Source organism: Labrenzia sp. ATLA3 (assembly GCF_057180185.1).
This window is the reverse complement of sequence record NZ_JBXUKV010000001.1, coordinates 203003-228070: the sequence shown is the minus strand read 5'-3', so window position 1 is coordinate 228070 and position 25068 is coordinate 203003. Positions and strand designations below refer to the sequence as shown.

Annotated in this window: 21 protein-coding genes; 14 read left to right on the top strand and 7 right to left on the bottom strand. The window is 57.8% G+C overall.

The window, feature by feature from the left end; genetic code table 11:
• Nucleotide 1: 1 nt before the first annotated feature.
• A complete protein-coding gene (locus AC2A6O_RS01035) occupies nucleotides 2-1807 on the bottom strand; it encodes a PHA/PHB synthase family protein (protein WP_148587126.1) in 1806 nt (601 codons plus the stop codon).
• Between the two features lie 322 nt (nucleotides 1808-2129).
• On the opposite strand from AC2A6O_RS01035, the gene AC2A6O_RS01030 reads away from it, so the two are divergent.
• The 12 genes from AC2A6O_RS01030 to AC2A6O_RS00975 all read left to right on the top strand — a co-directional run bounded on the left by AC2A6O_RS01030 (nucleotide 2130) and on the right by AC2A6O_RS00975 (nucleotide 15194).
• Entirely contained in the window at nucleotides 2130-2291 is a 162-nt protein-coding gene (locus AC2A6O_RS01030; RefSeq protein ID WP_498925395.1) for a hypothetical protein, read from the top strand.
• A 241-nt stretch (nucleotides 2292-2532) separates the two neighbouring features.
• On the top strand, nucleotides 2533-3666 hold the full coding sequence (locus AC2A6O_RS01025; protein WP_162530119.1) for a GGDEF domain-containing protein: 1134 nt from the start codon (nucleotides 2533-2535) through the stop codon (nucleotides 3664-3666).
• A 345-nt stretch (nucleotides 3667-4011) separates the two neighbouring features.
• Nucleotides 4012-5229: an LL-diaminopimelate aminotransferase gene (locus AC2A6O_RS01020; RefSeq protein ID WP_498925394.1), complete on the top strand. Its 1218-nt coding sequence runs from the start codon at nucleotides 4012-4014 to the stop codon at nucleotides 5227-5229.
• A 22-nt stretch (nucleotides 5230-5251) separates the two neighbouring features.
• Entirely contained in the window at nucleotides 5252-6574 is a 1323-nt protein-coding gene (locus AC2A6O_RS01015; protein ID WP_148587123.1) for a homoserine dehydrogenase, read from the top strand.
• A 51-nt stretch (nucleotides 6575-6625) separates the two neighbouring features.
• The gene (gene glpX / locus AC2A6O_RS01010) at nucleotides 6626-7621 is read left to right on the top strand and encodes a class II fructose-bisphosphatase (protein WP_209001329.1); all 996 of its coding nucleotides are present in this window, start codon (nucleotides 6626-6628) and stop codon (nucleotides 7619-7621) included.
• Nucleotides 7622-7631: 10 nt separating this feature from the next.
• Nucleotides 7632-9449: a single-stranded-DNA-specific exonuclease RecJ gene (gene recJ / locus AC2A6O_RS01005; RefSeq protein ID WP_498925393.1), complete on the top strand. Its 1818-nt coding sequence runs from the start codon at nucleotides 7632-7634 to the stop codon at nucleotides 9447-9449.
• Nucleotides 9450-9534: 85 nt separating this feature from the next.
• Nucleotides 9535-9726 (top strand): hypothetical protein, encoded by a 192-nt coding sequence (locus AC2A6O_RS01000; RefSeq protein ID WP_148587120.1) that lies wholly within the window; start codon nucleotides 9535-9537, stop codon nucleotides 9724-9726.
• A 221-nt stretch (nucleotides 9727-9947) separates the two neighbouring features.
• Nucleotides 9948-10838 carry a nitrilase-related carbon-nitrogen hydrolase gene (locus AC2A6O_RS00995; RefSeq protein WP_498925392.1) on the top strand — a complete coding sequence of 297 codons (891 nt, stop codon included), beginning with the start codon at nucleotides 9948-9950 and terminating at the stop codon, nucleotides 10836-10838.
• Nucleotides 10839-10951: 113 nt separating this feature from the next.
• Nucleotides 10952-11437: an NUDIX hydrolase gene (locus AC2A6O_RS00990; RefSeq protein ID WP_209001328.1), complete on the top strand. Its 486-nt coding sequence runs from the start codon at nucleotides 10952-10954 to the stop codon at nucleotides 11435-11437.
• 30 nt (nucleotides 11438-11467) lie between these two features.
• Complete coding sequence (locus tag AC2A6O_RS00985; RefSeq protein WP_498925391.1) at nucleotides 11468-12976, top strand: inorganic phosphate transporter; 1509 nt, start codon at nucleotides 11468-11470, stop codon at nucleotides 12974-12976.
• A gap of 121 nt (nucleotides 12977-13097) precedes the next feature.
• A complete protein-coding gene (locus tag AC2A6O_RS00980) occupies nucleotides 13098-13583 on the top strand; it encodes an NUDIX hydrolase (RefSeq protein ID WP_148587118.1) in 486 nt (161 codons plus the stop codon).
• Nucleotides 13584-13703: 120 nt separating this feature from the next.
• The gene (locus AC2A6O_RS00975; protein WP_498925390.1) at nucleotides 13704-15194 is read left to right on the top strand and encodes an inorganic phosphate transporter; all 1491 of its coding nucleotides are present in this window, start codon (nucleotides 13704-13706) and stop codon (nucleotides 15192-15194) included.
• A 10-nt stretch (nucleotides 15195-15204) separates the two neighbouring features.
• On the opposite strand, the gene AC2A6O_RS00970 is transcribed toward AC2A6O_RS00975, so the two are convergent.
• The 6 genes from AC2A6O_RS00970 to AC2A6O_RS00945 all read right to left on the bottom strand — a co-directional run bounded on the left by AC2A6O_RS00970 (nucleotide 15205) and on the right by AC2A6O_RS00945 (nucleotide 22574).
• Nucleotides 15205-15921 (bottom strand): endonuclease/exonuclease/phosphatase family protein, encoded by a 717-nt coding sequence (locus AC2A6O_RS00970; protein ID WP_148587116.1) that lies wholly within the window; start codon nucleotides 15919-15921, stop codon nucleotides 15205-15207.
• 72 nt (nucleotides 15922-15993) lie between these two features.
• Nucleotides 15994-17355 carry an HD-GYP domain-containing protein gene (locus AC2A6O_RS00965; protein ID WP_148587115.1) on the bottom strand — a complete coding sequence of 454 codons (1362 nt, stop codon included), beginning with the start codon at nucleotides 17353-17355 and terminating at the stop codon, nucleotides 15994-15996.
• Between the two features lie 78 nt (nucleotides 17356-17433).
• Nucleotides 17434-18009, bottom strand: coding sequence for a sarcosine oxidase subunit gamma (locus AC2A6O_RS00960; RefSeq protein WP_498925389.1), 576 nt, complete (start codon nucleotides 18007-18009; stop codon nucleotides 17434-17436).
• Entirely contained in the window at nucleotides 18002-21004 is a 3003-nt protein-coding gene (locus tag AC2A6O_RS00955) for a sarcosine oxidase subunit alpha family protein (protein WP_498925388.1), read from the bottom strand. Before AC2A6O_RS00955 ends, AC2A6O_RS00960 begins: the two co-directional genes overlap by 8 nt.
• The gene (locus AC2A6O_RS00950; RefSeq protein WP_148587112.1) at nucleotides 21001-21306 is read right to left on the bottom strand and encodes a sarcosine oxidase subunit delta; all 306 of its coding nucleotides are present in this window, start codon (nucleotides 21304-21306) and stop codon (nucleotides 21001-21003) included. Before AC2A6O_RS00950 ends, AC2A6O_RS00955 begins: the two co-directional genes overlap by 4 nt.
• Nucleotides 21307-21320: 14 nt before the next feature.
• Complete coding sequence (locus AC2A6O_RS00945; RefSeq protein WP_498925387.1) at nucleotides 21321-22574, bottom strand: sarcosine oxidase subunit beta family protein; 1254 nt, start codon at nucleotides 22572-22574, stop codon at nucleotides 21321-21323.
• A gap of 391 nt (nucleotides 22575-22965) precedes the next feature.
• Between AC2A6O_RS00945 and AC2A6O_RS00940 the strand changes: the two genes are divergently transcribed.
• Together AC2A6O_RS00940 and fghA are read left to right on the top strand one after the other, a co-directional pair.
• Complete coding sequence (locus AC2A6O_RS00940; RefSeq protein ID WP_148587110.1) at nucleotides 22966-24078, top strand: S-(hydroxymethyl)glutathione dehydrogenase/class III alcohol dehydrogenase; 1113 nt, start codon at nucleotides 22966-22968, stop codon at nucleotides 24076-24078.
• Nucleotides 24079-24240: 162 nt separating this feature from the next.
• A complete protein-coding gene (gene fghA, locus AC2A6O_RS00935; protein ID WP_498925386.1) occupies nucleotides 24241-25068 on the top strand; it encodes an S-formylglutathione hydrolase in 828 nt (275 codons plus the stop codon).

The following is a 25068-nucleotide window of genomic DNA, read 5'->3' as shown; positions in this document are numbered from 1 at the left end:
GTCACACCTTCATCATCACATACGATCCCGGTGCATCTTCCAGGATCTTGATCCGGTTTGCACCCGGTTTGCGGGCCTTGACCTTGGTGTCGTCGTGCGAACGGATCCACTGATCCCAGTATGGCCACCAGGAGCCGGGATGTTCCTCGGCATTCTTGAGCCAGTTTTCCAGCGCGCCCTTGGCAGCAGGACCCGTCCAGAACTGATACTTATTCTTGGCAGGCGGGTTGACCACACCAGCGATATGACCTGAGCCGGCCAGCACATAATCGACCGGACCGCCAAAGCAGCCTGAGCCAAGAAAGACCGATTTCGGTGGGGCAATATGGTCTTCACGCGTTGCCAGGTTGAAGATCGGGATCTCGACCTTGGCAAGATCAAGTTGTTCTCCGGCGATTTCCATCTCACCCTTGGACAGCTTGTTGTCCAGGTAGCAGTTGCGCAGGTAGAAAGAGTGGTTGGCGGCTGGCATGCGCGTGGAATCGGAATTCCAGTAAAGCAGGTCGAACGGGAAGGGGTCCTTGCCTTTCAGATAGTTGTTGACCACGTATGACCAGATAAGGTCGTTTGAGCGCAGCATATTGAAGGCAGACGACATCTTCGAGCCGTCCAGGTAGCCGTGCTCGGCCATCCTCTTTTCAAGTACCGAGATCTGTTCTTCATCGACGAATACCTTCAGGTCACCAGCGAAGGTAAAGTCCACCTGCGTGGTGAAGAAAGTTGCTGTCTTGATCCGTTCGTCACCGATCTTCGCCATATAGGCGAGCGTGACTGCAAGCAGAGTACCGCCGACGCAATAGCCGATGGCATTGACCTCTTCCTGTCGGGTTGCCCGTTTGATCAGGTCGAGCGTATTGAGGATGCCTTCCTTCATGTAGTGCTCAAAGCTCTTTTGAGCCTGCCGCTCGTCCGGATTGACCCAGGAGATAACAAATACGGTGTGTCCCTGGTCCACCGCCCACTTGATGAAGGATTTTTCCGGATTGAGGTCGAGAATGTAGAACTTGTTGATCCAGGGTGGAACGATCAGCAGAGGGCGTTTGAGGACCTCATCGGTAGACGGCGAATATTGGATCACCTGACAGACGTCGTTCTGCGAGATCACCTTGCCGGGGGTAGTGCCAAGGTTCTCTCCGAGCTTGAACTTGGTCGGATCTGTCTGCCGGATCTTGAGGTCGCCCTTGCCGGTTTTCAGGTCCTCGACCAGATGCCGCATGCCTTTGACCAGGTTTTCGCCATTGCTTTCCAGCGTCAGGCGCAGCAGTTCCGGGTTCGTCAGAACGAAGTTCGAGGGAGAGACGGCGTTTGCAATCTGTGTGACGTAGAACTCGGCCTTATGACGCGTGTGTTCATCCAGCCCCTGGGCGTCATGGACCATGTCCTCCGCCCATTTGCTTGTGATCAGGTAGAGCTGCTTGATGAAATCGAAGAACTGGTTCTTCTCCCATTCCGGATCGGCAAAGCGCTTGTCCCGGACCGGCGTTTCGATTGCCGGTGCCGATGGTTCGCCCATCATCCGCTTCAGTGAGGAATTCCAGAGGTCGATATAGCCGCTCCACAAGCGCGACTGTGCTTCGATGGCGCGCTGGGGATCTGACACCCAATACTCGCCAACCTGCGCGAGGGTTTTGACGACACCCGTCAACTCGTCGGTTGACTCGTGAGTGATCTTGCCTTGTTCCCGGGGCTCGATATAGGCCGCCAATGCCTTGCCTGCCTGCTCGAGTGTCTTTGCCAGATTCTGTGCAAAGGCCTCCGGGTTGTTGATGATATACTGCAACATGGGATGGTCGCGGTCATCAGCCATAGGCAGGATCTTCCTCCGGTTTTTTGCCCCGTTTGGCCCAGGGAAGGCCAGCGAGCCCTTGTTATTAAATCGCGTTATCTTGTTATTTTTTCGCCGATATTTTGAACTATCGGCTATTTATGACACAAGGTAACAGCTCCGTCGATTGGATTTCAATCTACAGTCATGCGCTCTGGCTAGAGTAACTTTGTGACGATGGAAAGGACAAGGAGCCAAAGTTGTGGAGGAACGATTGATCTGCAAGCGGAACATGCCGGCTCTCGGAGGATGCCTTTTTTTGCTTCTGGCTCTATCGGCTTGTGCGGTTGGGCCCGGAACACCCTTGATTGATGCAATGAAGACCGGGCCTGGAAAAGGCAACGGCAACGTGCCGCGGCCGGAAGGGTATGGAGCAATCGCCAATCCTGGTGAGTCCGCCGGTCTTATCAATCCTGAGGAGAGGAAAGAAACGCAGGCCTATCTGGAGACGCTTGCGTCGCAGTGACGCAGGGGATTCTGCGATGCAGCCGTAAAAGAGGCGTGTCCAATATAGATGAAGTAGTATTGGCGAATATACTGATTAAATCATTCCTTTACGACTGACGATCTAGGCTGCAAACCTTGATCGCAAGGCCCTCTTTTTCATGACGCTCGACATACCGACATTGTTTACCTGCATTATGATCGCCGAGTTTGCCGGTAGCGTCATCCTGTTGGTTTTTTACTTGTTCTGGCCAAGCCGAAGCATGGCTTGTTCAAGAAGCCTGGCCCTGTGGTCCGTCGGTATGTTCCTGGCCGGGTGCGGCACCGTTCTCTTCGCGCTGCGCGGGACGGCTCCGGACATCTTGAGCATCGTCGCCGCCAATTTCCTGCTCATTCTCGGAACGGGGATAAGGCGAAGCGGGTTCGCCGTCTTTCTGGGGCTTCGCAGCCATGTCTGGCTGTTTGCCACGATCGCCTTCGCCTGGATCGTTCTGTACCAGTTTCCGGAATTTCGCGACAATTTCATTGTCCGCGTGAACTATGTTCAATCGGTCATGATCCTGAGTGCGCTCTGGATGGTCTGGATGGCGTTTTTCGAAAACCGGGAAAAACTGTATTCCGCCCGAATGCTCGGCATGACGACCCTCGTCGAAGCGGCAGCCTTCATGTGGTACACGGTGAACCAGAACATCTTGGCTTTGCCGTCCTTCCAGTCGGGCTACGCGGAAGGCTTCATGAGTGTCTATCTGCTCATCGTCATGTTCTCGATCATCATGACCATCGTGTTGCCGGCCTCCATGGTGATCGAACGATCCCAGCATGGTTTCAGGGAGCAGGCACTTCAGGATGAGCTCACAGGATTGCCGAACCGGCGTGCTTTTCTCAACGATGCCGAGGACTGGATTTCCGTAAACGCATCGCCATCGGGCGTCTACAGCCTCATCCTGTTCGATATGGACCAGTTCAAGTTGGTCAACGAGCGTTTTAACCAGGCAATGGGCGATGCATTGCTTCAGCTTTTCGCGCGCATTCTGAAAGACACCTTGGCCGAAAATGCTGTTCCAGGCCGCGTTGGTGGAGCGGAGTTTGCTGTGTTCCTTCCGGCGGGCGACAAGGAACTGGCTAATTTGACCGCACAGAGAATCTGTCGACGCTTCGGACTGGAATGCCAGGAAGCGTCCGGCGGCCGGTTGATCGTGACGACGAGTGTTGGCCTTGTCAGCGCGGGTGTCTCGACGCCGCTGGAACGTGCCATGGAAGCGGCTGAAGGTGGCCTGCACCGCGCCAAAAAGCAGGGGCGCGCCCAGATTGTCACCATGGATCTGGCGCCCAACGGAAAGCTTGTAAAGGATGCGAAAACAACCGGTTTCTCGGTTCTTCGCAAAAAGGCAGCCTGATCTTTCCGCATCCTTGAACCGCTAATGCTCTCACCCGAAGCTGGGTGGCGAAGGTCGTTCTGAAACCGCCGGGGCTTTCAGGAGACCAATTGCCTCGTTCCCGTAGGCTTCGATGCCAGGCGTACCACTTGTATTTGTAGGACATTTTCGCCCGCTTATCGGCTTGGGAGTGGGCTGCCCGGTGTTAGAGCAATCCTGTTCTAAAAAACGATACAAATTTAGTCTGCCAGCGACGCAAAGACGGGTGCGCATTTTTTTCCGGACTGCTAAAAGAGCCCCGCTGCGCTGCCATCGCGCCTGGCATTGGCGCGCAGCTGATACTGTCAACTCGCAAGGATATGCGCCATGGAGGAATTCCATAAGATCAAGCGGCTGCCGCCGTATGTCTTCGAACAGGTGAACCGTTTGAAGGCGAAGGCGCGCGCGGCGGGAGCGGACATTATCGATCTCGGCATGGGCAATCCGGACCTGCCGACACCCAAGCACATCGTCGATAAACTGACGGAAGTCGTGCAGGACCCGCGCACGCACCGCTACTCCGCGTCCAAGGGGATTGGTGGTCTGCGCAAGGCGCAGGCGTCTTATTACGGTCGTCGCTTCGGCGTCAAACTCGATCCGGAGACGCAGATCATAGCGACGCTCGGCTCCAAGGAGGGCTTTGCCAACATGGCACAGGCGATCTCCGCGCCCGGCGATGTTATCCTGAGCCCGAATCCCAGCTATCCGATTCATACATTCGGCTTCCTGATGGCCGGTGCCTCGATCCGTAACATTCCGGCAGAACCCGGACAGGCGTTCTTCGACGCGCTGGAACGTGCGGTGATCCATTCCGTACCGAAGCCGATTGCCATCATCCTTTGTTACCCGGCGAACCCGACGTCCTATTGCGCGGATCTCGAGTTCTACAAGGACGTGGTCGCATTTGCCCGCAAACACGACATCTTCATTCTGTCCGACCTGGCGTATTCCGAGATCTATTTCGGCGAGACACCTCCGCCCTCGGTTCTGGAAGTGCCCGGTGCGATGGATGTGACGGTGGAATTTACGTCGCTTTCCAAGACATTTTCCATGCCAGGCTGGCGCATGGGCTTTGCTGTTGGCAATGAGCGTTTGATTGCTGCGCTGTCCCGGGTGAAATCCTATCTCGACTACGGAGCCTTCACGCCCATTCAGGTGGCTGCGACCGCGGCCTTGAACGGACCCGACGACTGCATTCGGGAAACGCGCGAAATCTACAAGAAGCGCCGCGATGTTGTCGTGGACACGTTCGGCAGGGCCGGCTGGGACATTCCTGTGCCGGAAGCCAGCATGTTCTGCTGGGCGCCAATTCCCGAAAAATTCCGGTCACTTGGCAGTCTGGAATACTCGAAACTCCTGTTGGAGCAGGCCGAAGTGGCCGTCGCACCGGGAATTGGTTTCGGTGAGCATGGCGACGATTACGTCCGCATCGGACTGGTGGAAAACGAACAAAGACTGCGGCAGGCAGCCAGAAATATCCGTCGCTTCCTTGAAACAGCCGACCAAAAGCTGCACAACGTCATCCCGCTTGGGACCAAAAATTGATAAGAACTGGACTCATTTTTGTATGGCAGACGCATTGAAGGTAGGCATCGCTGGCCTTGGCACCGTGGGGGCGGCCGTGGTGCAGCTCCTTTCAAAACACGGCGGACGGATAGCAACGAAAACCGGGCGCGCGGTCACCGTGACAGCGGTCAGTGCCCGTGACCGAACCCGTGACCGCGGCATTGATGTTTCAGCATTTGAATGGTTCACCGATCCCGTGGAAATGGCGCGGTCGGCGGATGTCGACATTTTTGTCGAACTGATCGGCGGCGACAACGGTCCGGCTGAGGAAAGCGTGCGCGCTGCGCTGTCGCGTGGCATTCACGTCGTCACGGCCAACAAGGCTCTGCTTGCGCGCCATGGTGTGGAGCTGGCGGCGCTGGCGGAAGCCAACAACGCTTGCCTGAACTACGAGGCTGCGGTTGCCGGGGGCATTCCGATCGTCAAGACGCTGCGCGAATCCATGGCCAGCAACGACATCAGCCGCATCTACGGTATTCTGAACGGCACCTGCAATTACATCCTGACCCGCATGGAAGCCGAAGGCATCAGCTTTCAGGACTGTCTGTCGGATGCGCAGCGGCTCGGTTACGCCGAAGCGGATCCAACCTTCGATATCGAGGGCAACGACACCGCGCACAAGCTTGCCATTCTCACCAGCCTGGCCTTCGGAACGGAAATTTCGAGCGACGACATTTACGTCGAAGGCATCACCTCCATCACGACTGCCGATATTCAGGCCGCCGACGAACTCGGCTTCCGTATCAAGCTCCTGGGCGTTGCGCAGCGCACCGATACTGGTATCGAGCAGCGGGTCCATCCGACCATGGTGCCGAAGTCATCGGCAATTGCGCGGATCGACGGCGTCCTGAACGCTGTGGCGGTGGACGGTGACTTCGTCGGGGAGATCATTCTTGTCGGTCCCGGTGCCGGTGGCAATGCCACCGCGTCATCTGTCGTTGCCGACCTGACGGATATTGCCCGCGGGGATGAAACGCCGGTTCTTGGCATGCCTGCTGCCGAGCTGGACAGTTATCAGCGCGCCCGCATGCGTCTGCACGAAGGCGGCTATTACATCCGCCTGTCCGTTTACGACAGGCCCGGCGCTTTTGCCGAAATCGCCAGATGCATGGGCGAAGCCGGCATTTCGCTGGAATCGATTGTCCAGAAACGTCACGCTAATAAGGACGTTCGTGTGAAATTTGATGCGGACATGCCTCAACCTGTCATCCTGATTACATATGAAACGACGGAAGTGGCGATCAAAGAGGCGTTGGACGTGATCATGTCCAAGGGGGTCGTTTCCGAACAACCCCAGATGATCCGCATTGAAAAACTGAATTGATGAGAGAGTGCCCGCCGTTGTTTCTTGTGGGGGGATAGACTGGAGATGTTGATGTCCAATACTGATAAACAACCGTCGAGTGGCCTGGACCGTATTCTGACGCTCGAGTTGGCCCGTGTGAGCGAAAGAGCTGCTGTATCAGCGGCTCGGTTGCGCGGTCACGGCGACGAAATGGCAGCTGACCAGGCGGCCGTGGACGCAATGCGGCGCGAGCTGAACCGGCTTCCCATCGACGGCACTGTGGTTATCGGTGAGGGCGAGCGCGACGAAGCTCCGATGCTCTACATCGGCGAAAATGTGGGCACCAAGCAGGGGCCGAAGGTCGATATTGCACTCGATCCTCTGGAAGGCACTACCATCTGCGCGAAGAACCTGCCGAATTCTCTGGCGGTGATCGCACTGGCTCCGGCAGGCGATCTTCTGAACGCTCCCGACAGCTACATGGACAAGATCGCCATCGGCCCGGGCTATAAAGCCGGTTTGATCGATCTGGATGCGCCGATTGCCGAAAACATTGCTGCTGTCGCCAAGGAAAAGGGTGTCAAGGTCAACGAAGTGACCGCCTGCGTTCTCGACCGTCCGCGCCACGCCCGCCTGATTGAAGAAATCCGCGCAACAGGGGCCTCGATCCGGCTGATCGGCGATGGCGACGTTGCCGGCGTCATTCACACCACTGATCCGGATGAAACCGGAATCGATATCTACGCCGGTATCGGCGGTGCTCCGGAAGGTGTGCTTGCCGCTGCCGCGCTGCGTTGTATTGGTGGTCAGATGCAGTCTCGCCTCGTCATCACACGTGACGAGCAAGTCGAGCGGGCGCATCGCATGGGCATCGAGGACATCAAGAAGAAATACACGCTAGAAGAAATGGCCGGCCCCGATGTGCTTTTTGCAGCAACGGGCGTGACCGACGGCAATTTCCTGCAGGGCGTGCGCTTCGGCCGTCATCACATCACCACGCACACCGTTGTCATGCGGTCCTCCACGGGCACGGTGCGCTACATCAAGGCCCAGCATACGGATCTTGAGAAATTTCATTTGGATTAAGCGCGGCTGAATGCTGGGACAATCCGGAGAAGATGACAGGCGGCTCGTACTTGGGGTCGCCCGTTCCGCAAATGACAACGCCTGGCGCGAGCGTCTGAGCGCGGCTGACCTGCGAACCGCGATGGCGATTTCGCAGGTCCACGGCCTTCCGGACGTTCTGGCACGTGTCATGGCGGCGCGCGGTGTTCAGGCGGACGAGGCGACCGCTTTCCTGGAGCCGTCGCTCAAGCAGCTGATGCCCGATCCCTCTGGCCTGGTTGACATGGATGCCGCCGTGGCGAGGGTTGCGGATGCGGTTCAGGCCGGTCGCAAGATCGCGATTTTCGGCGACTATGACGTCGATGGAGCAACCTCTTCGGCGATTTTTGCCAAGTATCTTCAGTGGCTCGGCCTTGATCCGGTAATCCATATCCCGGACAGGATCATCGAAGGTTACGGACCCAATGGACCGGCCATTGAGCACCTTCGACAGGGTGGTGCAGATCTGCTGGTGACCCTCGACTGCGGCAGCACCTCTTTCGAAGCTTTTGAAACCGCCCGGCAACTCGATCTCGATGTTGTCGTGATCGACCACCACCAGGTCGGCGAAACGCTGCCGGCTGTCGCAGCACTCGTCAATCCAAACCGGCAGGACGATCTGTCCGGGCAGGGGCATCTGGCGGCTGTTGGCGTCACGTTCCTTTTTCTTGTCGGACTGAATCGAGAATTGCGGCGGCGTGGGGTGTTTCAGGGCGCGCAGGAGCCCGACCTGATGGCTCTGCTCGATCTGGTGGCGCTTGGCACCGTATGCGACGTTGTTCCCTTGCAGGGGCTGAACCGCGCCTATGTCACACGCGGCCTTGCGGTGATGCACCAGCGCCGGAACTACGGTCTGACAGCACTTGCCGACACAGCCCGCGTCAGCGGAAAGCCCGCTCCCTATCACCTCGGGTTCCTGATAGGTCCGCGGATCAATGCGGGCGGCCGCATCGGTGATGCTGCCCTTGGAGCTAGACTTTTGACGACGGAAGATCCGCACGAAGCCAGAGCAATTGCCGAGCGGCTGGACCAGCTCAACACGGAACGCCAGGCCATGGAAGCGGTGATGCTGGAGCAGGCCGGCGCCGAAGCCGAAATGGCAATCCAGGCGCGTGATCCGGCGGTGCTCCTGACCGGTTCCGACGATTGGCACCCGGGTATCGTTGGCCTGATTGCCTCCCGTCTCAAGGAAGCCCATCGCAGGCCTTCCTTCGCAATAGCCTTCGACGAGACCGGCAAAGGCACCGGTTCGGGGCGCTCGATCCCCGGTGTTGACCTCGGCAAGGCTGTTCGCAGCGCGGTCGATAATGGTCTGCTGGAAAAGGGCGGTGGCCACGCCATGGCGGCGGGGCTGACCGTTCTGCGGGAAAAGAGGGAAGATCTGGAGGCGTTCTTCAACGATGTTCTGAAGGACGACGTCGAAGCGGCAAGCGCGAACCGGGAACTGAAGATCGATGCCGCACTGACGGCAACGGGTGCGAATCTCGACCTTCTTGAACTTCTGGAAAAGGCGGGTCCGTATGGTGCCGGCCATGCTGAGCCCGTGTTCGCCTTTCCCGCCCACCGGATTTCCTTTGCCGATGTGGTTGGCAAGGGGCATGTCAGGGCATCGATCACGTCAGGTGACGGAACGGCGTTGAAAGCGATCTGCTTCAAGGCGGATGACAAACCGCATGGTCAGATGCTCCTTCAGGGCAGGGGGCAATCGTTGCATGTGGCTGGCACACTCTCGATCGACACCTGGCAAGGCACACCCAAGGTGCAATTGCGTATTCTGGATGTCGCGGACCCGCGGAAAACCAAGCTTTGACAAAGTAACTGTAGGTTCGAATTAACCAAACGCTAAGTCAGCACGCCTACACTTTGATCCTACGAAGAAATCGTGAGGATCAGGCATGCGCGCTCAGAATGAGCTTTCGCCATATTTCGCGGAAATCGACAGGCGCACCGACCGGGCCCTGAAGGGGATTCGGGAAGTGAGACGTTCAGCAAAGCTGACAGCTCTGCCGCAGGAGCCGAAGGCAGCTGTTGTCGGCACCGGATTTCTGATTGTCCTGATGGCCTTCCTCGGATTGTTTATCGACTAGAACGCGTCGCGCTTCACCGGGAGCATCATGCATCGCTTCTTGCGTTGAAATCTTTGATTTCAGACAGCGAAATGCGATTCCGATAAAACGTGACATGTTTTAAAGCAGCGGAAAATCCGCAAAGCTTCCGTATTCGGAGGTTCGTGGGACAAACGGGGCTTGCAACGCTCTGTGGGCTGCTCTTAAGTCTGGCGTCTGATTTGAACGAGACACCGGACACCATGACTGATTATCCCATTGCACTTTGGTCCTTTAACCTCGGGCGCGCTCCGTCTTCTGTGTCTGCATTCGCTTCGCAGATAGAAGAGGGACTGAAACGCGCGGCCGCAGACGGTGCCAAGCTTCTGATGCTTCCGGAATACCTGGTGGAGTGCTGTCTGGCGTTCAAACCGGAAGGACTGCCGCCTGATCGGGAGATGGCGTATCTGGCAGAGGTTGGAACTGATCTTCTCAAGCTGCTTGCGCCCTTGCCAGCCAGATATGGCGTGTCGCTGATCGCCGGATCGATGCCTGTTCACACCTCAGCAGGCTTCACCAACACAGCTGTTCTGCTGACCGCCGATGGACGGGAGATTCGCCAGGACAAGTTGTGTCTCACGCCATTTGAGCAAGATCCGGAAATCTGGCACCTCGTACCCGGTACGGAGTTGAAAACGTTCGAACTCGACGGCCTGAGAATGGCGATCCTGATCTGTCTGGATGTGGAAATGCCGGCGCTTAGCAGCCTGCTGGCCAAACAGGATCTGGATCTTCTTCTTGTGCCGTCGATGACGGAAAAACTCTCCGGTTACCACCGTGTGTTCGGGTGCGCCAAGGCACGTGCGGTCGAACTCATGTGCGCGGTTGCCGTATGTGGTGTTGTCGGCACGTCGAAGGGGACGACCCAGAACGAAACAAATGTTTCGGGTGCCGCACTCTATCTTCCTTGCGAGGAGGAATTCGGTTTTTCAGGTGTTGCCGCAGAGGTAGCCGCGACTTCTGGAAGCAATGGTGAAGAACCGTTTCTGGTTACTTCTGTTCCACTCGATGAGTTGCGAACGCTGAAGTCCGGAAAGGCTGAGGTTTGGCCGGGGGCATGGACCGCTGATCATGTTTCCGTCACGGTCGCCTGAAGGCAAATTGTAATATTTGTAATAAAAATTTGCGCGCACCGAGTGCACTTTTCTGTAGACCTTCCTAAAGGAAATCCCTATACACCTGCAGTTCCTGAACAACAGGTGTGGAGATGGGATTCGCTAAGGCACTTACAGCGCGGGATACATCATGGCTGCACGGGATTACCGGTTTGTTTGTCAAACCGCTCCGTCTGCAGATCGCGGCTGTCTGCGTGCGTCCAGGCGAGACAGAACCAGAAATCCTGCTTGTTTCGACACGGGACACGGGCCGGTTGATCTTGCCCAAGGGCTGGCCGGAAAAGGATAAACCTGCGTTTGAAACGGCGTTGATCGAGGCATATGAGGAAGCGGGCATTGTCGGCAAAGCCGAACCGCGTGCCATCGGCAGCTTCCGGTCTTACAAGGGTCTCGCAGACGGATTGAAGATCCGCACCAAAGTGGTTGTCTTCAAGATCCGTTTTGAAAAGCAGTTGAAGGAATATCCCGAACGCGGACAACGCAAAACAGTATGGCTGCCCTTCTCAAAGGCAATCGAAACAGTGGAAGAGCCGGCGCTGAAGCGGTTTTTACGGCGGCACAAACCGCAAATCTGCTAGACGTTTCCTGGGATAGCAAGGCGTGTTTGAGTGCTCACCAGCAAGGATTTGAACAAGAAGGCACTGGACAAGGATCTCGACAAGATCAGCTTTGTCAGTGAGGCGGGAGAGGCCATGGGCCGGCGCCTCGTCGGACCAGGGCTTGCGTTGGTCTTTCTGGTGATCTGTTCCTGCGTGGCTGCGTTTCAGGTGTCAGCCAGCGGTTTTTCCCACATTGTCATCCTTGTTGCCGCCAGCGCCATCGGTGGCTACATGGCGCTGAACATCGGCGCAAACGATGTTGCCAACAATGTCGGTCCGGCCGTCGGCGCGCGCGTTGTCAGCCTCACCGGTGCCCTGCTGATCGCTGCTGTTTGCGAAAGTGCGGGAGCCCTTCTGGCCGGGACGGATGTTGTGTTGACTGTTTCCGGCGACATCCTGAGCCCTGGCGATGTCCGCAACAGTTCGGAATTCACGCTGGCAATGCTGACCGCAATGGCGGCCTCTGCTTTGTGGATCAACTTTGCAACCGTGGTCGGCGCGCCTGTTTCAACAACGCATTCGATTGTCGGTGGTGTTGTCGGTGCCGGGATTGCGGCAAGCGGTTTTGCGGCCATCAACTGGACGACCATTTCGACAATTGCGGTTTCCTGGGTTCTCTCGCCGGTGCTGGGTGGTCTCGTCGGGGCCGGGATCATGGCCTTTATCAACTCAAGGGTCATCTATACGCCCGACCGTTTGCAAGCGGCCCGATACTGGTTGCCGATACTTCTGGGTCTGATGGGCGCAACATTTACCGGTTATGTTCTGCTGAAGATCTCCGCTCGGCTGGTGTCCGTTCCCGAATGGCTTGCCGTCGTCCTGTCGCTTTCCGTCGGCTTCATTGTCTGGCGAATCTATTGCCGTGTGATCGTTGCCCAAACGCTGACGCTCGAGAACAGTGGACGCGCCTTTCGCAACCTGTTCGCGGTTCCGCTCATGATCGCAGCCGGTTTGCTGTCCTTTGCGCACGGCGCCAATGATGTTGCAAATGCCATCGGACCGCTGGCGGCCATTGTGCTGAGCCAATCCAATGATTTTCCGGACCTCGTGTTCTGGTATCTTGGAGCTCTGAACCCCGAGGTGCCGATCTGGGTGAGTGCAGTCGGGGCATGCGGCATTTCCGCTGGCCTGCTGCTGTTCGGAAGGCGTCTTGTGACCGTTGTTGGCAAGAAGATCACCAAACTTAGCCCGGTACGGGCCTTCTGCATCACATTGGCAACAGCCGCCACGGTGCTGACAGCGTCTGGAGTAGGGCTGCCGGTTTCGTCCACCCATATTGCGATTGGTGCCTTGTTCGGTGTCGGCTTTTACCGGGAATGGTATCGCAACAAGTATGTTGCCGAGGGCGGCGTCATGAAGCCGCGCAAGATGATGAAAAACAGGGAAGAGCGCCGCAGACGTCTTCTTGTCCGCCGGTCAAGCCTGATTACCATCGTTGCTGCCTGGGTGGTTACTGTTCCGGCATCGGCCTTCCTGGCTGCGGTTCTTTTTACGGTGCTCAAGCTGGTCTTGTCTTGAGATGCCGACCCCGGCCAAACAAGTTGCCAGGATAAATAACGGCACACAGTGCGCATTTTCTGGACAGGTGCCTCTTTGCGCCGTATCCTGTCGATCCTGTCAACTTCCGGGAAAGGGCACTATGGCGCAGCTTTATTCAGCAATCGATGAGCGGACTTACTGGTTCCAGAACCTTCTTCTGATGTTCAGGAGACCGTCGAGATTGCAGATCGCGGCGCTGTGTCATCGTTTGCGCGACGGGCAGCGGGAAGTGCTGCTTGTGACCACCAAGTCGACGAATCGCTGGATTCTTCCCAAGGGTTGGCCAATCCTCTCTCATAATGCGCACCACACCGCAGCTGTGGAAGCTTTCGAGGAAGCGGGCGTTATCGGAACCGCGCAGAAGAAACCTTTTGCCAGCTTCCAGTCTCACAAGGGCGGCGAGGGCGGTTTGCGTTTGAAAACGGAAGTGCTTGTTTTTCTGGTGGATGTCGAAAGCACGACCAGCAGTTTTCCGGATAAGGAGGCGCGGGACGTCCGTTGGCTTCCGATACAGGAAGCTGTCCGGCTTGCCAGCGATCCGGGGCTGGCGAAAGTGCTTCGAAAGCTGGAAAATTTACCCAACTAAGAAATATTGGCGAATAAGGGCCGTTTTGGTTGACCTTTTCGGACGATTGTTTAAGGCAAGCGCCAGAAGACGCTTGGCTTGCAACACTTGCCTTCAAAGGACTTCCCGACAGGAACGCCCATGCCAAATTTGAAAAAGCCAACCCTCGACAAAGATCTCGACAAACTGAGCTACATGGAAGAGGCCGCAGGGTCTCTTGGCCGTGGGTTGATTGCGCCCGGTATATCTCTGGTCTTTATCGTCTTGTGTGCCCTAGGCGCCGGGGCTTCCATGTCGGGAGCGCCGGGAACGGTTATCATCGTGGCCGCTGCCGCCATTGGCGCCTATATGGCGCTTAACATCGGCGCGAACGATGTTGCCAACAACGTTGGCCCCGCCGTTGGTTCACGGGCCATGACGCTGCTGACAGCGTTGATCATCGCAGCCGTCTTTGAAAGTGCCGGTGCCCTTATCGCCGGCGGGGATGTCGTCAGCACAATCTCGAAGGGCATCATCGACCCCGCTTCGGTTGCCGATGCCAACGTCTTCATGGCAGCGATGATGGCGGCGCTGGTGTCCTCCGCGCTCTGGATCAATCTGGCCACCTGGATCGGCGCTCCCGTTTCGACCACGCATTCGATTGTGGGCGGCGTCATGGGCGCCGGCATTGCAGCGGCAGGTTTCAGTGCGGTCAATTGGACAACAATGGGCGGCATTGCAGCAAGTTGGGTCATTTCGCCGTTCCTTGGCGGTCTGATCGCCGCCGCGTTCCTGGCCTTCATCAAGACCTTCATCATCTATCAGGACGACAAGATCGCCGCGGCCCGCAAATGGGTTCCGGTCCTGATCGGGGTGATGTCAGGAACCTTTGCCAGTTACCTGGCGCTCAAGGGCCTGAAAAAGATCGTGAAAATCGACATGCCGATGTCGCTGATGCTCGGGGTTGTCGTCGGGCTTGCCGTGTGGGCGATTGTTCGCCCGCTTATCCGGCGTCAGTCGGAAGGGTTGGAAAACCGCAACCAGTCGCTCCGCATCCTGTTTTCCGTGCCGCTTGTGTGCTCGGCGGCATTGCTGTCCTTTGCCCATGGGGCCAACGACGTTGCGAATGCCGTCGGGCCGCTGGCCGCCATCGTGCATACGGCGGCACTCGGTGATGTGGCCTCGAAGGTGAGCATTCCGCTGTGGGTGATGGCCGTCGGCGCTTGCGGTATATCTTTCGGCCTGCTGCTCTTCGGGCCTCGTTTGATCGAGATGGTCGGCCAACAGATCACCAAGCTCAATCCCATGCGGGCCTACTGCGTCTCGCTGTCCGCCGCCATCACGGTGATCGTTGCCTCGGGTCTCGGGTTGCCCGTGAGTTCCACCCATATCGCTGTGGGTGCGGTCTTTGGCGTTGGGTTTTTCCGGGAATGGTATACGGAGCGCTCGCAGCGGCGGCTGGACTATGTGAACAAGATGCAGGGCGACGGCAAAGTGGTGCGGCCTGTCCGCAATCGCGAGGAGCAGGCCCGCCGCCACCTTGTGCGCCGTGCGCATTTCATGACCATCGTCGCCGCCTGGGTAATCACCGTTCCGGCAGCTGCGGTGCTGTCAGCAGGGCTCTACTTCGTCATGGTCAAGCTGATCGCCTGATTTCAGTGTTTTATCCGGGAAGATGTCCGGCCGGTTCAAGGGTCAGGTTGGCCCAGACCGGCAGGTGATCCGATGCAACGCGTGCTGTCTTGGATTTATGAACGCCTGCCTGTCTGACGATGAATTCCGGGCTGGTGATGATCCGGTCCAGACTGCCGACGGGAAGGGGACTGGGAAAGCTTCGTCCCGGAGTTGTCACTTCATAGCGTTCTTCGAACAGTTTGATGCTGCCTGCCGAATCGCGCCACTCGTTCAGATCGCCGATGAGCACTGTGGGCAGATAGGCGAGATGCTCATGCAACTGGTGCATCAGAGACGTTATCTGCTTCTTGCGGAAGTGGCTGAGCAGGCTGAGGTGCATGGCCGCTACACGGATTTTTTCTCCGGCAACCATCAGGTCTACAGCAACGGCTCCACGTGGTTCCAGCGTCGGCAGATCCAGCCGACGGTGTTCCAGAATGTCGATGGAATTTCGCACGAGAATGGCGTTCCCATGCCAGCCGAGGCTTTTGTCCCCGGTCGCGAAGGGCACGGGACGATAGTCGGTCTCATGCAGAATAGTCTCTCGGTCGAGCGTGCTTTCGCGCGGTCCGAACCGTTTATCGGCTTCCTGCAGGGCCAGGATGTCGCAGTCCAGTTCCTGAATCACCTTGAGTGTCCGGTCGGGCCGCCTGCGCGCATCGACACCTATTGATTTTTGAATGTTGTAAGAACCGATTTTCAGCATGAGCGCAGAATGAGAACCTTGCGGGAAAGGAAAGGAGAGTAACAGATTGTTTTGGGCTTCCGTGCGTTCAATTTAGGCAGCGTTGGAGTGTTCCATGCGTTCCGTTGCCCGTTTCAGCGCCGCAAAGCATTTTGGATCCAGCGCTGTGCCCGTGTCTCCTTCCATGATGCCGAGAGCCTTTGCCATTGGCATGGGACCGCGATACGGCCGCGATGCAGTCAAGGCATCAAAGATATCTGCAGTGGTAACGATCCGCGTTTCCATGGAAATCCTGCTCGCTGTCAGCCCGTCCGGATACCCGCGGCCATCCAATTTTTCGTGATGACCCCGCGCAATAGGCGAAAGGTCCTTGAAGGTGTCGATCCTCGACAGGATCTCATCGGAATAAACGGGATGCATCCGGATTTGTTCCCACTCCAGATCATCTAGCTTGCCGGGTTTGTCGAGAACGGAATTGCTGACACCAAGTTTTCCGATGTCGTGCAGCAGCGCGGCTCGCTTCAACAGTTGCCGGTCGCGTGTCCCATACCCCAACTCCTCGGCGATCATGTCCGTGTAAAGCGTGACCCGCTCACTGTGACCTGCGGTGTAGGGACTTTTGGAATCGATTACCAGCGCGAAGCCATGGGCAATGTCGTCGAGCTGTTCTTCATCTACAAAACGGGTGTTTTGCGCCGGCTCGAGACCATAGACGATCTGGTCGAGGTTATCTGATTTCAGTGTGTTCCAGAACACCGGATCACTCGCAACACGTTCAGCTGCGGCGACGAGAGCCGGGTCAAACCAGCTGCCAGCCCTTTCCCTAATTTCCTGCAGGGCGGCCTGTTTGCCGGCATTGATCTGAAAGACATCAATCACCTGCGCCAGCAAGGCAATCTGGGAAAATGGCGAAATGTCTGAGCCCGCAATGCCGTGGGGCCGGCCCTTGCCGTCCCAATGCTCATCCAGGCTGTAAATTCCGGAAACGACCGTTTCGGAAAAATGCATCTGCCGGGCAATGTCGCCCCCGCGCGTACAGCGCGTTTCGATCATCTCGTTGGCAATGTCACCGCCATTTTGAAGTATGTTGACGATGGCACGTACCCGTTCTGCAAACCCGTGTTTCAATCCGGTATGGGAAAGAACGAAACGCAAAGCTGCAGGCAGACTGTCGCTGATCGTCTTGAAGTCGTGTTTGAAAGTCAGATCGTCGGTGAGATACAGCTCGCAGATTCTGGCGGCATTGCTTGAGCAGCCGAGATCTTTCAGAAGCAGGGTGTAATAGAGGTCGCTGAGTTGGGTATTGTCGAGGCCGATTTGCCGACCGACATGAATGCCGATCCAGCAACAGCGCACGCAGTGGCCTCGGGGCTGCCCTTCTGTCAGGTCCAGTGCGTGACTGAGCGCACCTAGCAGCTCGGCCAGCCTGAGTTTTCTGGAAACCTGTTCGGACATAAAGCGAGCCTCGCGCAGCAATCAGTTGCGCGAGGCTCGCAGAGCTTTGTTAAGATCGGGTGTTTGCACCAAGTCCTGTCAGGCTGCTTCAAGCTCTCCCGAGGATTGCACCAACAGACCGGCCACATACTCCATAAAGGAGACCCAGGCCTCGACCACGAAGGTGTCCGGGCCGGTGCGCCAGATCATGACCGGTGCCTTGTGAAACAGTGTCCGCGTCACCGTGCCGACGGGAAAGAGCTCCAGCGAGAAATCGATGAAGATCCCGGTGTTGAGCAACCAGACGGCTTTATCGCCGCTGACGATGACGGCTTCTGACCTGTCGGAAATATCGACCAGGGCATGAGGCTGTGCAGAGAGCTTTTCCTCAATCCCGTCAAAAACAGTCCGGAGGTCGTCTTCCGGAGCCAGCAACGTCCACTCGTCCGGCCCCATCCAAAGTGCGGCCCGCTTTGCCGCCGTCGAGTTCGACAGGGGCGACAGCGGTAGCTCTGCACCAAATGCAGCACCGGCGCCCTTTTGCGCGGCTTCACGGCAACGCAGCGAAAGGCGCGTCAATGGGGCGGCTTTCAGTATCGAGATCGACGGCAGGCTGAGGAGCGGCGTTTCACCTGCATCCGGCGTGATCAGGTCGCTTGCCAGAAGTTCAGACATTGATCCGTGCTCCTTCCTTGTCATAGAACACCGTGCCGGTCACTTCGACCGGAATGCTGCCGGTCGGCATCGGCACATAGAGCGTCTTGCCTTCCAATGCGTGGCCGTTTTTGACGATCGCAAGAGCAATCGTTCGGTCAAGCGCCGGGCTGTAGTAGGACGATGTTACGTGACCTTCCGCAGGCGTCCCTGTCGCGGGCTGCTCGGCGGTCGTGATCTGCGCGCCTTCTTCCAGCTTCACTTTCGGATCCTTCGTCAGAAGGCCGACAAGCTGCTTGCGACCGTCAGCAACAAGGTCCGGACGGGCAAGACCACGCTTGCCGACGAAGTCGAACTTTTTCTTGCCGATGGCCCAGGTCATGCCCGCATCCTGCGGGGTTACAGTACCGTCCGTGTCCTGACCGACGATGATGTAGCCCTTCTCAGCGCGCAACACGTGCATGGTTTCCGTGCCATAAACGGTGCCGTTATGTTTTTCGATTTCCTTGGCGAGCGTTTCCCACATCATCTTGCCGTGACGGCGAGGCACGTTGATTTCGAAACCGAGTTCACCGGTGAATGAAATCCGGAACAGCCGACAGGGAACGCCGCAGAAGGTGGCTTCCTTGACGCTCATGTGTGGGAACGCATCCGCCGAGAGGTCGAGGCCTTCGATAAACGGCGCGATAACTTCGCGCGCTTTCGGCCCCTGAACGGCAGCGACCGCAAACTGTTCCGTGGTCGAGGTGATCCAGACATCGAGATTCGGCCATTCGGTTTGCAGGTAGTCTTCCATGGTCGCGAACACGCTCGGCGCACCGCCGGTCGTGGTGGTCACGTGGAACCGGTCTTCCGCGAGACGGCCGATAACACCGTCGTCGGTGATGAAACCGGCATCATTGAGCAGCAGGCCATAGCGGCAGCGCCCTGGTGCCAATTTCTTCCACGGGTTGGTGTACATCCGTTCCAGGAATTCAGCCGCATCCGGACCGACAATCTCGATCTTGCCGAGGGTGGAGGCATCGAACAGGCCGACGCTTTCTCGAGCCGTTTTGCATTCGCGCGCAACGGCCGCATGCATGTCTTCACCGGACTTCGGGAAATACCAGGCGCGTTTCCATTGGCTGACGTCTTCAAAGACACCGCCGTTCTCGACCACCCAGTCATGAGACGGCGTCTTGCGAACCGGGTCGAAAAAGTCACCACGGGAGATACCGGCAAAAAGACCGAAGGTCGTTGGCGTATAGGGCTGACGGAACGTTGTGAGACCAACATCCGTCATCGGCTTCTGCAAAGCGCCTGAAGCGATTTCCAGAGCGTTCATGTTCGATAGGCGGCCCTGGTCTGTGGCCATGCCGGTTGTGGTGTAGCGCTTGATATGCTCGATGGACTGCATGCCTTCACGCACGGCCAGCTTGACGTCCTTGGCGGTCACGTCGTTCTGATAATCGACGAAGGCCTTGACCCGTGACGCGTTGCGGTCGTGGGGCAGGGCACCAAGGATTCCACCGGACCCGGCTTCTCCACCGCTTGCGGAAACATAGGTGACTTTGGCGGACTTGCCGGTTGCAGCCTTTGCGGCTTCTTCACCAGCCGCATAGCCGTCTTCAAGAGTAGCCTGCAGGCCGTAAAGACCTTTGGCGCCACCCGCGGAACGTTCTTTCTGAACGGAGCGACCTGGAACATAGGCGCCCTTGTCCGCATCCCAAACGACCTTGCCGCGAGACTGGGAATAAAGGCTGACAGTCGGTGTCCAGCCGCCGGACATTAGGAGTGCATCGCAGTCGATCTGACCGCCGGAGGCAACCTGGCCGGAGGTCATCATGCGGCCGAGCAAGGCTCCCTTGACCCGTTTGCGCCCGAGCGTGCCGGTGACAACGCATCCGGCCTCTACGCGAATGCCACGGGCTTCGGCGATGGACATCAGGCTTTCCGGCGGCGTTTCACGCATATCGACGATTGCGGCAACGTCTACACCATGATCGGCAAGGTCGAATGCTGCCTGCCATGCGCTGTCGCAAGCCGTTGCCACAAGAACCTTGTGTCCAACCTTGACGCCGTAGCGGTTGAGATAGGTCCGTCCAGCGTCCGCAAGCAGAATGCCAGGCCGGTCGTTTTCCGGAAACACCATCGGACGTTCGATGGCACCGGCTGCGATCACCACTTCCTTGGCTCTAACCTGCCATAGCCGTTCGCGCGGCAGCTTGGGATCCGGGGTCGGCAGGTGCTCGGTAACGCGCTCAGCAAGCGAAATGTAGTTATGCGCAAAGTAGCCGAAAGCCGTTGTTCGCGGAAGCAGTGTGACATTGTCCATAGCTGCGAGTTTGGCGATGGTTTCCGCCACGAATTCCGCAGGGTCCTTTCCGTCGATGCTCGCACCGGCTTCAGACAGCAGCGAGCCGCCGAATTCAGCCTGCTCGTCAACCAGCATTACCTTGGCACCGGTTTCCGCAGCAGCCAGTGCAGCGGCAAGGCCGGTGGGACCCGATCCAACGACGAGGACGTCGCAGTGGGCATAGATGTTGCCGTAGAAGTCGTGATCCGGATTCTTGGGCGGTTTGCCGAGCCCGGCAGCCGAACGAATAATCGGCTCATAGACCTTGTCCCAGAAAGCGTGCGGCCACATGAAGGTCTTGTAGTAGAAGCCGGCCGGAAACAGCGGCGACAGCAGGTCGTTCACGGCGCCGATATCAAACCCAAGCGACGGAAACCGGTTCTGCGAAACGGCTTCGAGGCCTCGATAGAGTTCGACCTGGGTCGCGCGCAGGTTGGGCGTCTGGTCGCCGTTGCGGTAGACCCCGACCAGAGCGTTCGGCTCTTCCGAACCAGCGGTCAGAATCCCGCGCGGACGGTGATACTTGAACGACCGGCCAACCAGATGAACTCCGTTGGCAAGAAGCGCCGAGGCAAGGGTGTCGCCCTTGTGACCCTGCATCTCTTCGCCATCAAAGGTGAAGGTCAGCTGCTCGGCGCGGTCGATCCGGCCGCCTTTTTCAGTACGGAATGGCTGGCTCATTTGCCGGCCTCCTTGGCAAGCGCTTCAAGATCCGGCTTCGGTTCGCCGGCCTTGTAGAATTTCAGGAAATTGTCGCTGACGGTATCGCGGACAGCGTTGAAAAAACGGCCGCACCCGTGGATATGTCGCCAGCGTTCAGCGGCGATGCCCTTGGTATTGTCGCGCATGTACAAAAATTCCACCCACTCTTCGTCGGTGGTCTGGCTCGGATCGGCCGGACGCGCGATATGGGCTTCACCGCGGCAGGCAAATTCCGTTTCCGCGCGCTCAACCTGGCAATAGGGGCAATAAATCAGCAGCATTCTTGTGATCTCCCCTAGTGGGCTACGGCCGCGGCAGCGGCTTCGTCGATGAGGCGGCCGGTGCGGAACCGGTCGACGCTGAAAGGTGCGTTGATCGGGTGTGGCTCATCCTTGGCAATCGTATGCGCAAAGACATTGCCGGACCCGGGTGTCGCCTTGAAACCGCCAGTGCCCCAGCCACAGTTGACGTAGAGACCCTGAACAGGCGTTTTGGACAGGATGGGCGAACGGTCAGGGGTCGTATCGACGATGCCACCCCAGTTGCGCAGCATGCGCATCCGCCGGAAATGCGGAAACAGTTCGCAGATCGCGTCGATGGTGTGGTTGGTAATGTGGATGCCACCTGCCTGGGAATAGGAGACGAACTGGTCCGTACCGGCACCAATCACAAGCTCGCCCTTGTCGGACTGCGAAATGTAGGCATGGATCGTGTTTGACATGACCACGCAAGGGAAGGCGGGTTTCACCGGTTCGGATACCAGGGCCTGCAGTGGGAAGGATTCCAGCGGCAAACGGACACCGGCCATGTCCATGACGACGGACGTGTGACCGGCCGCGACGACCCCGACCTTCTTGGCCTTTATGAACCCCTTGACCGTTTCGACACCTTCGACAGCCCCGTTCTGGCCACGGCGGATGCCGGTAACGGCGCAGTTCTGGATGATGTCGACACCAAGGGAATCCGCACCGCGTGCATAGCCCCAGGCAACGGCGTCGTGGCGTGCGGTTCCCCCAACACGTTGCAGGGCCGCACCCATGACCGGATAGCGGATGTTTTTGGAAATGTTCAGCGGCGGGCAGTATTCCTTCGCCTCTTCGGGCGACAGCCATTCGTTCTGAACGCCAGCCAGACGGTTGGCGTGGATGTGTCGCTGCGCGCTCTGAACGTCGTGGACCGTGTGCGCCAGCATCAGCACACCACGTGCGGAATACATGACGTTGTAGTTCAGTTCCTGCGACAGGTTTTGCCACAGACCAATGGCGTGATTGTAAAGCGCGGCGCTTTCCTCCCAGAGGTAGTTGGAGCGCACGATTGTCGTATTGCGACCCGTATTGCCACCGCCGAGCCAGCCTTTTTCGATCACGGCGACATTGCGGATGCCGTGTTCCTTGGCAAGATAATAGGCCGTTGCCAGGCCGTGCCCGCCAGCACCGACGATGACGACGTCATACTCGGCCTTGGGTTCCGGAGCGCGCCATTGACGGCCCCAGTTCTGGTGCGCGGAAAAGGCGTTTTTCGCCAGTTCCAGAAAGGAATATCGCTTCATGAAGCAGCGGCTCCGCACGTTGCCGGCAAGCAAATCGGGTGAATCCGTTCGGCAGGCCGTCAGGGTCAATACGCAATAGGAAGATGACTTTACCGTTGCCGATAGAGCTTCATCCATTGCGAGCATATTCGCGATTAGGGTCGAGGTTGCGTATAAGGTTTCAGTCGCATGCTTGTCTGAATGCGACATGGGTGTCGCAGGGCTTGCGGCGAATTGCTCCAGGCGAGCGATATCCGCCGGGAAACAAGGAAATTCAGCGCTTCACGCAAGGTGTTGGACAGAGCAAATTTCGTTGAGATGCGTATTCTCGACAAGGTAAGCCGCATCGGTTCTTGCATTTGCTGATATGGAGGTTAACTCTGCCGGAGAAACACACATCAGGAGATCCTTCATGGAAGTTCGCGCCGCTGTGGCCGTTGGGGCCGGAAAACCGCTTGAAGTTACCACTGTAAGGCTGGAAGGTCCGCGCGCTTTTGAAGTGCTGGTGGAAATCAAGGCCACCGGCATCTGTCACACTGACGAGTTCACGTTGTCGGGAGCGGATCCGGAAGGCTTGTTTCCAGCCATTCTCGGGCACGAAGGGGCAGGCGTCGTTGTCGAGGTCGGCCCGGGCGTGACCACCTTGAAACCGGGTGATCATGTCATTCCGCTTTATACGCCGGAATGCCGGACCTGCGAATACTGCCTCAACCCGAAAACGAACCTCTGCCAGTCGATCCGTACGACACAGGGGCAGGGGCTGATGCCGGACGGCTCATCCCGATTCTCGACCCTCGATGGCGATCCGATTCTGCACTACATGGGCACATCGACGTTCTCCAACTACACGGTCGTTCCCGAAATCGCTCTTGCAAAGATCCGTCCGGACGCGCCTTTCGACAAGGTCTGCTACATCGGCTGCGGCGTCACCACAGGCATCGGCGCAGTGATCAACACTGCAAAGGTCGAAATCGGTTCTCGTGCGATCGTCTTCGGTCTCGGTGGCATTGGTCTCAATGTGCTTCAGGGCCTGCGTCTTGCCGGTGCCGATCAGATTGTCGGCGTTGACCTGAACCCGGAAAAGAAAGAGATGGCCGAGCGCTTCGGCATGACCGATTTTGTCAATCCAAGCGAGGTCGACGGAGATCTGGTCGCCCATCTGGTGAACCTCACAAAGGGCGGCGCCGACTACACCTTCGATGCAACCGGTAACGTGAACGTCATGCGTACGGCGCTGGAATCTGCCCACAAGGGCTGGGGCGAAAGCATCATCATCGGTGTTGCTCCGGCAGGCGCCGAAATCTCGACCCGTCCGTTCCAGCTTGTGACAGGACGCGTCTGGAAAGGCACCGCATTCGGCGGCGCTCGCGGTCGTACGGATGTTCCGAAGATCGTCGACTGGTACATGGACGGCAAGATCGAGATCGATCCGATGATCACCCACACGATGCCGCTCGAAGACATCAACAAGGGTTTCGACCTGATGCACTCCGGTGAGTCTATCCGTTCTGTGGTGGTCTACTGATCGGACGCCAGGCGTGAAGCGCCGACACTTTACCGAAGCGTCGTCCCTGCGGTAGCAGGGACGCGTTTGCTGTGAGCGCAGACTTCTCTCTGGTCTGGCGACACGATGCCGGAGAGACACCGTTCGGGTTCGCGGCTATTCAGAGATTGGAATTGACTGACGATGAAAACCCTTTCCGAAAACAAGTCCTTTGGTGGCACGCAGGGTGTCTACAGCCACATGTCGGAAGCCTGCGGCTGTGAGATGACCTTTGCGGTCTACATTCCCCCACAGGCCCAGGACGGGCCAGTGCCGTGCCTTTGGTATCTGTCAGGCCTGACCTGCACCCATGAAAACGCCATGACCAAGGCCGGGCTGCAAGCCCATGCCGCGGAGTTTGGTGTTGCTGTCGTGTTCCCGGATACGAGCCCGCGCGGCGAGGGTATTGCCAACGACGAGGCTTACGATCTGGGTCAGGGCGCCGGATTTTATGTCAATGCCACCGAAGCACCTTGGGCACCACACTTCCAGATGGAAACCTACATCGCCAGTGAACTGCGCGACCTGGTGACCGAAAACTTCCCGGTCTCGGTCCATCACGGAATCACGGGGCATTCCATGGGCGGACACGGCGCACTGACACTGGCGATGAAATATCCTGGGCACTACCAGTCGCTGTCCGCCTTTGCGCCAATTGCAAACCCGACAGCTTCCGACTGGGGCCGCAAACAGCTTGGTGCTTATCTCGGAGACGACGAAGCGCTTTGGAAAGCGCATGACGCAACGCTTCTGGTCGGGGAAACGGGCTGGTCCGGCGACGTCCTGATCGATCAGGGTGCAGGCGATCAGTTCTACGATCTGCTCAAACCCGCTGCGCTCATCGACGCTTTGACCGAAACGAAGACGCCTCATACCTACCGGCTGCAGGCAGGCTATGACCATTCCTACTATTTCATCGCGACATTCGCGCGCGACCATGTTGCCTGGCACGCCGAGCGATTGAAGGGATAA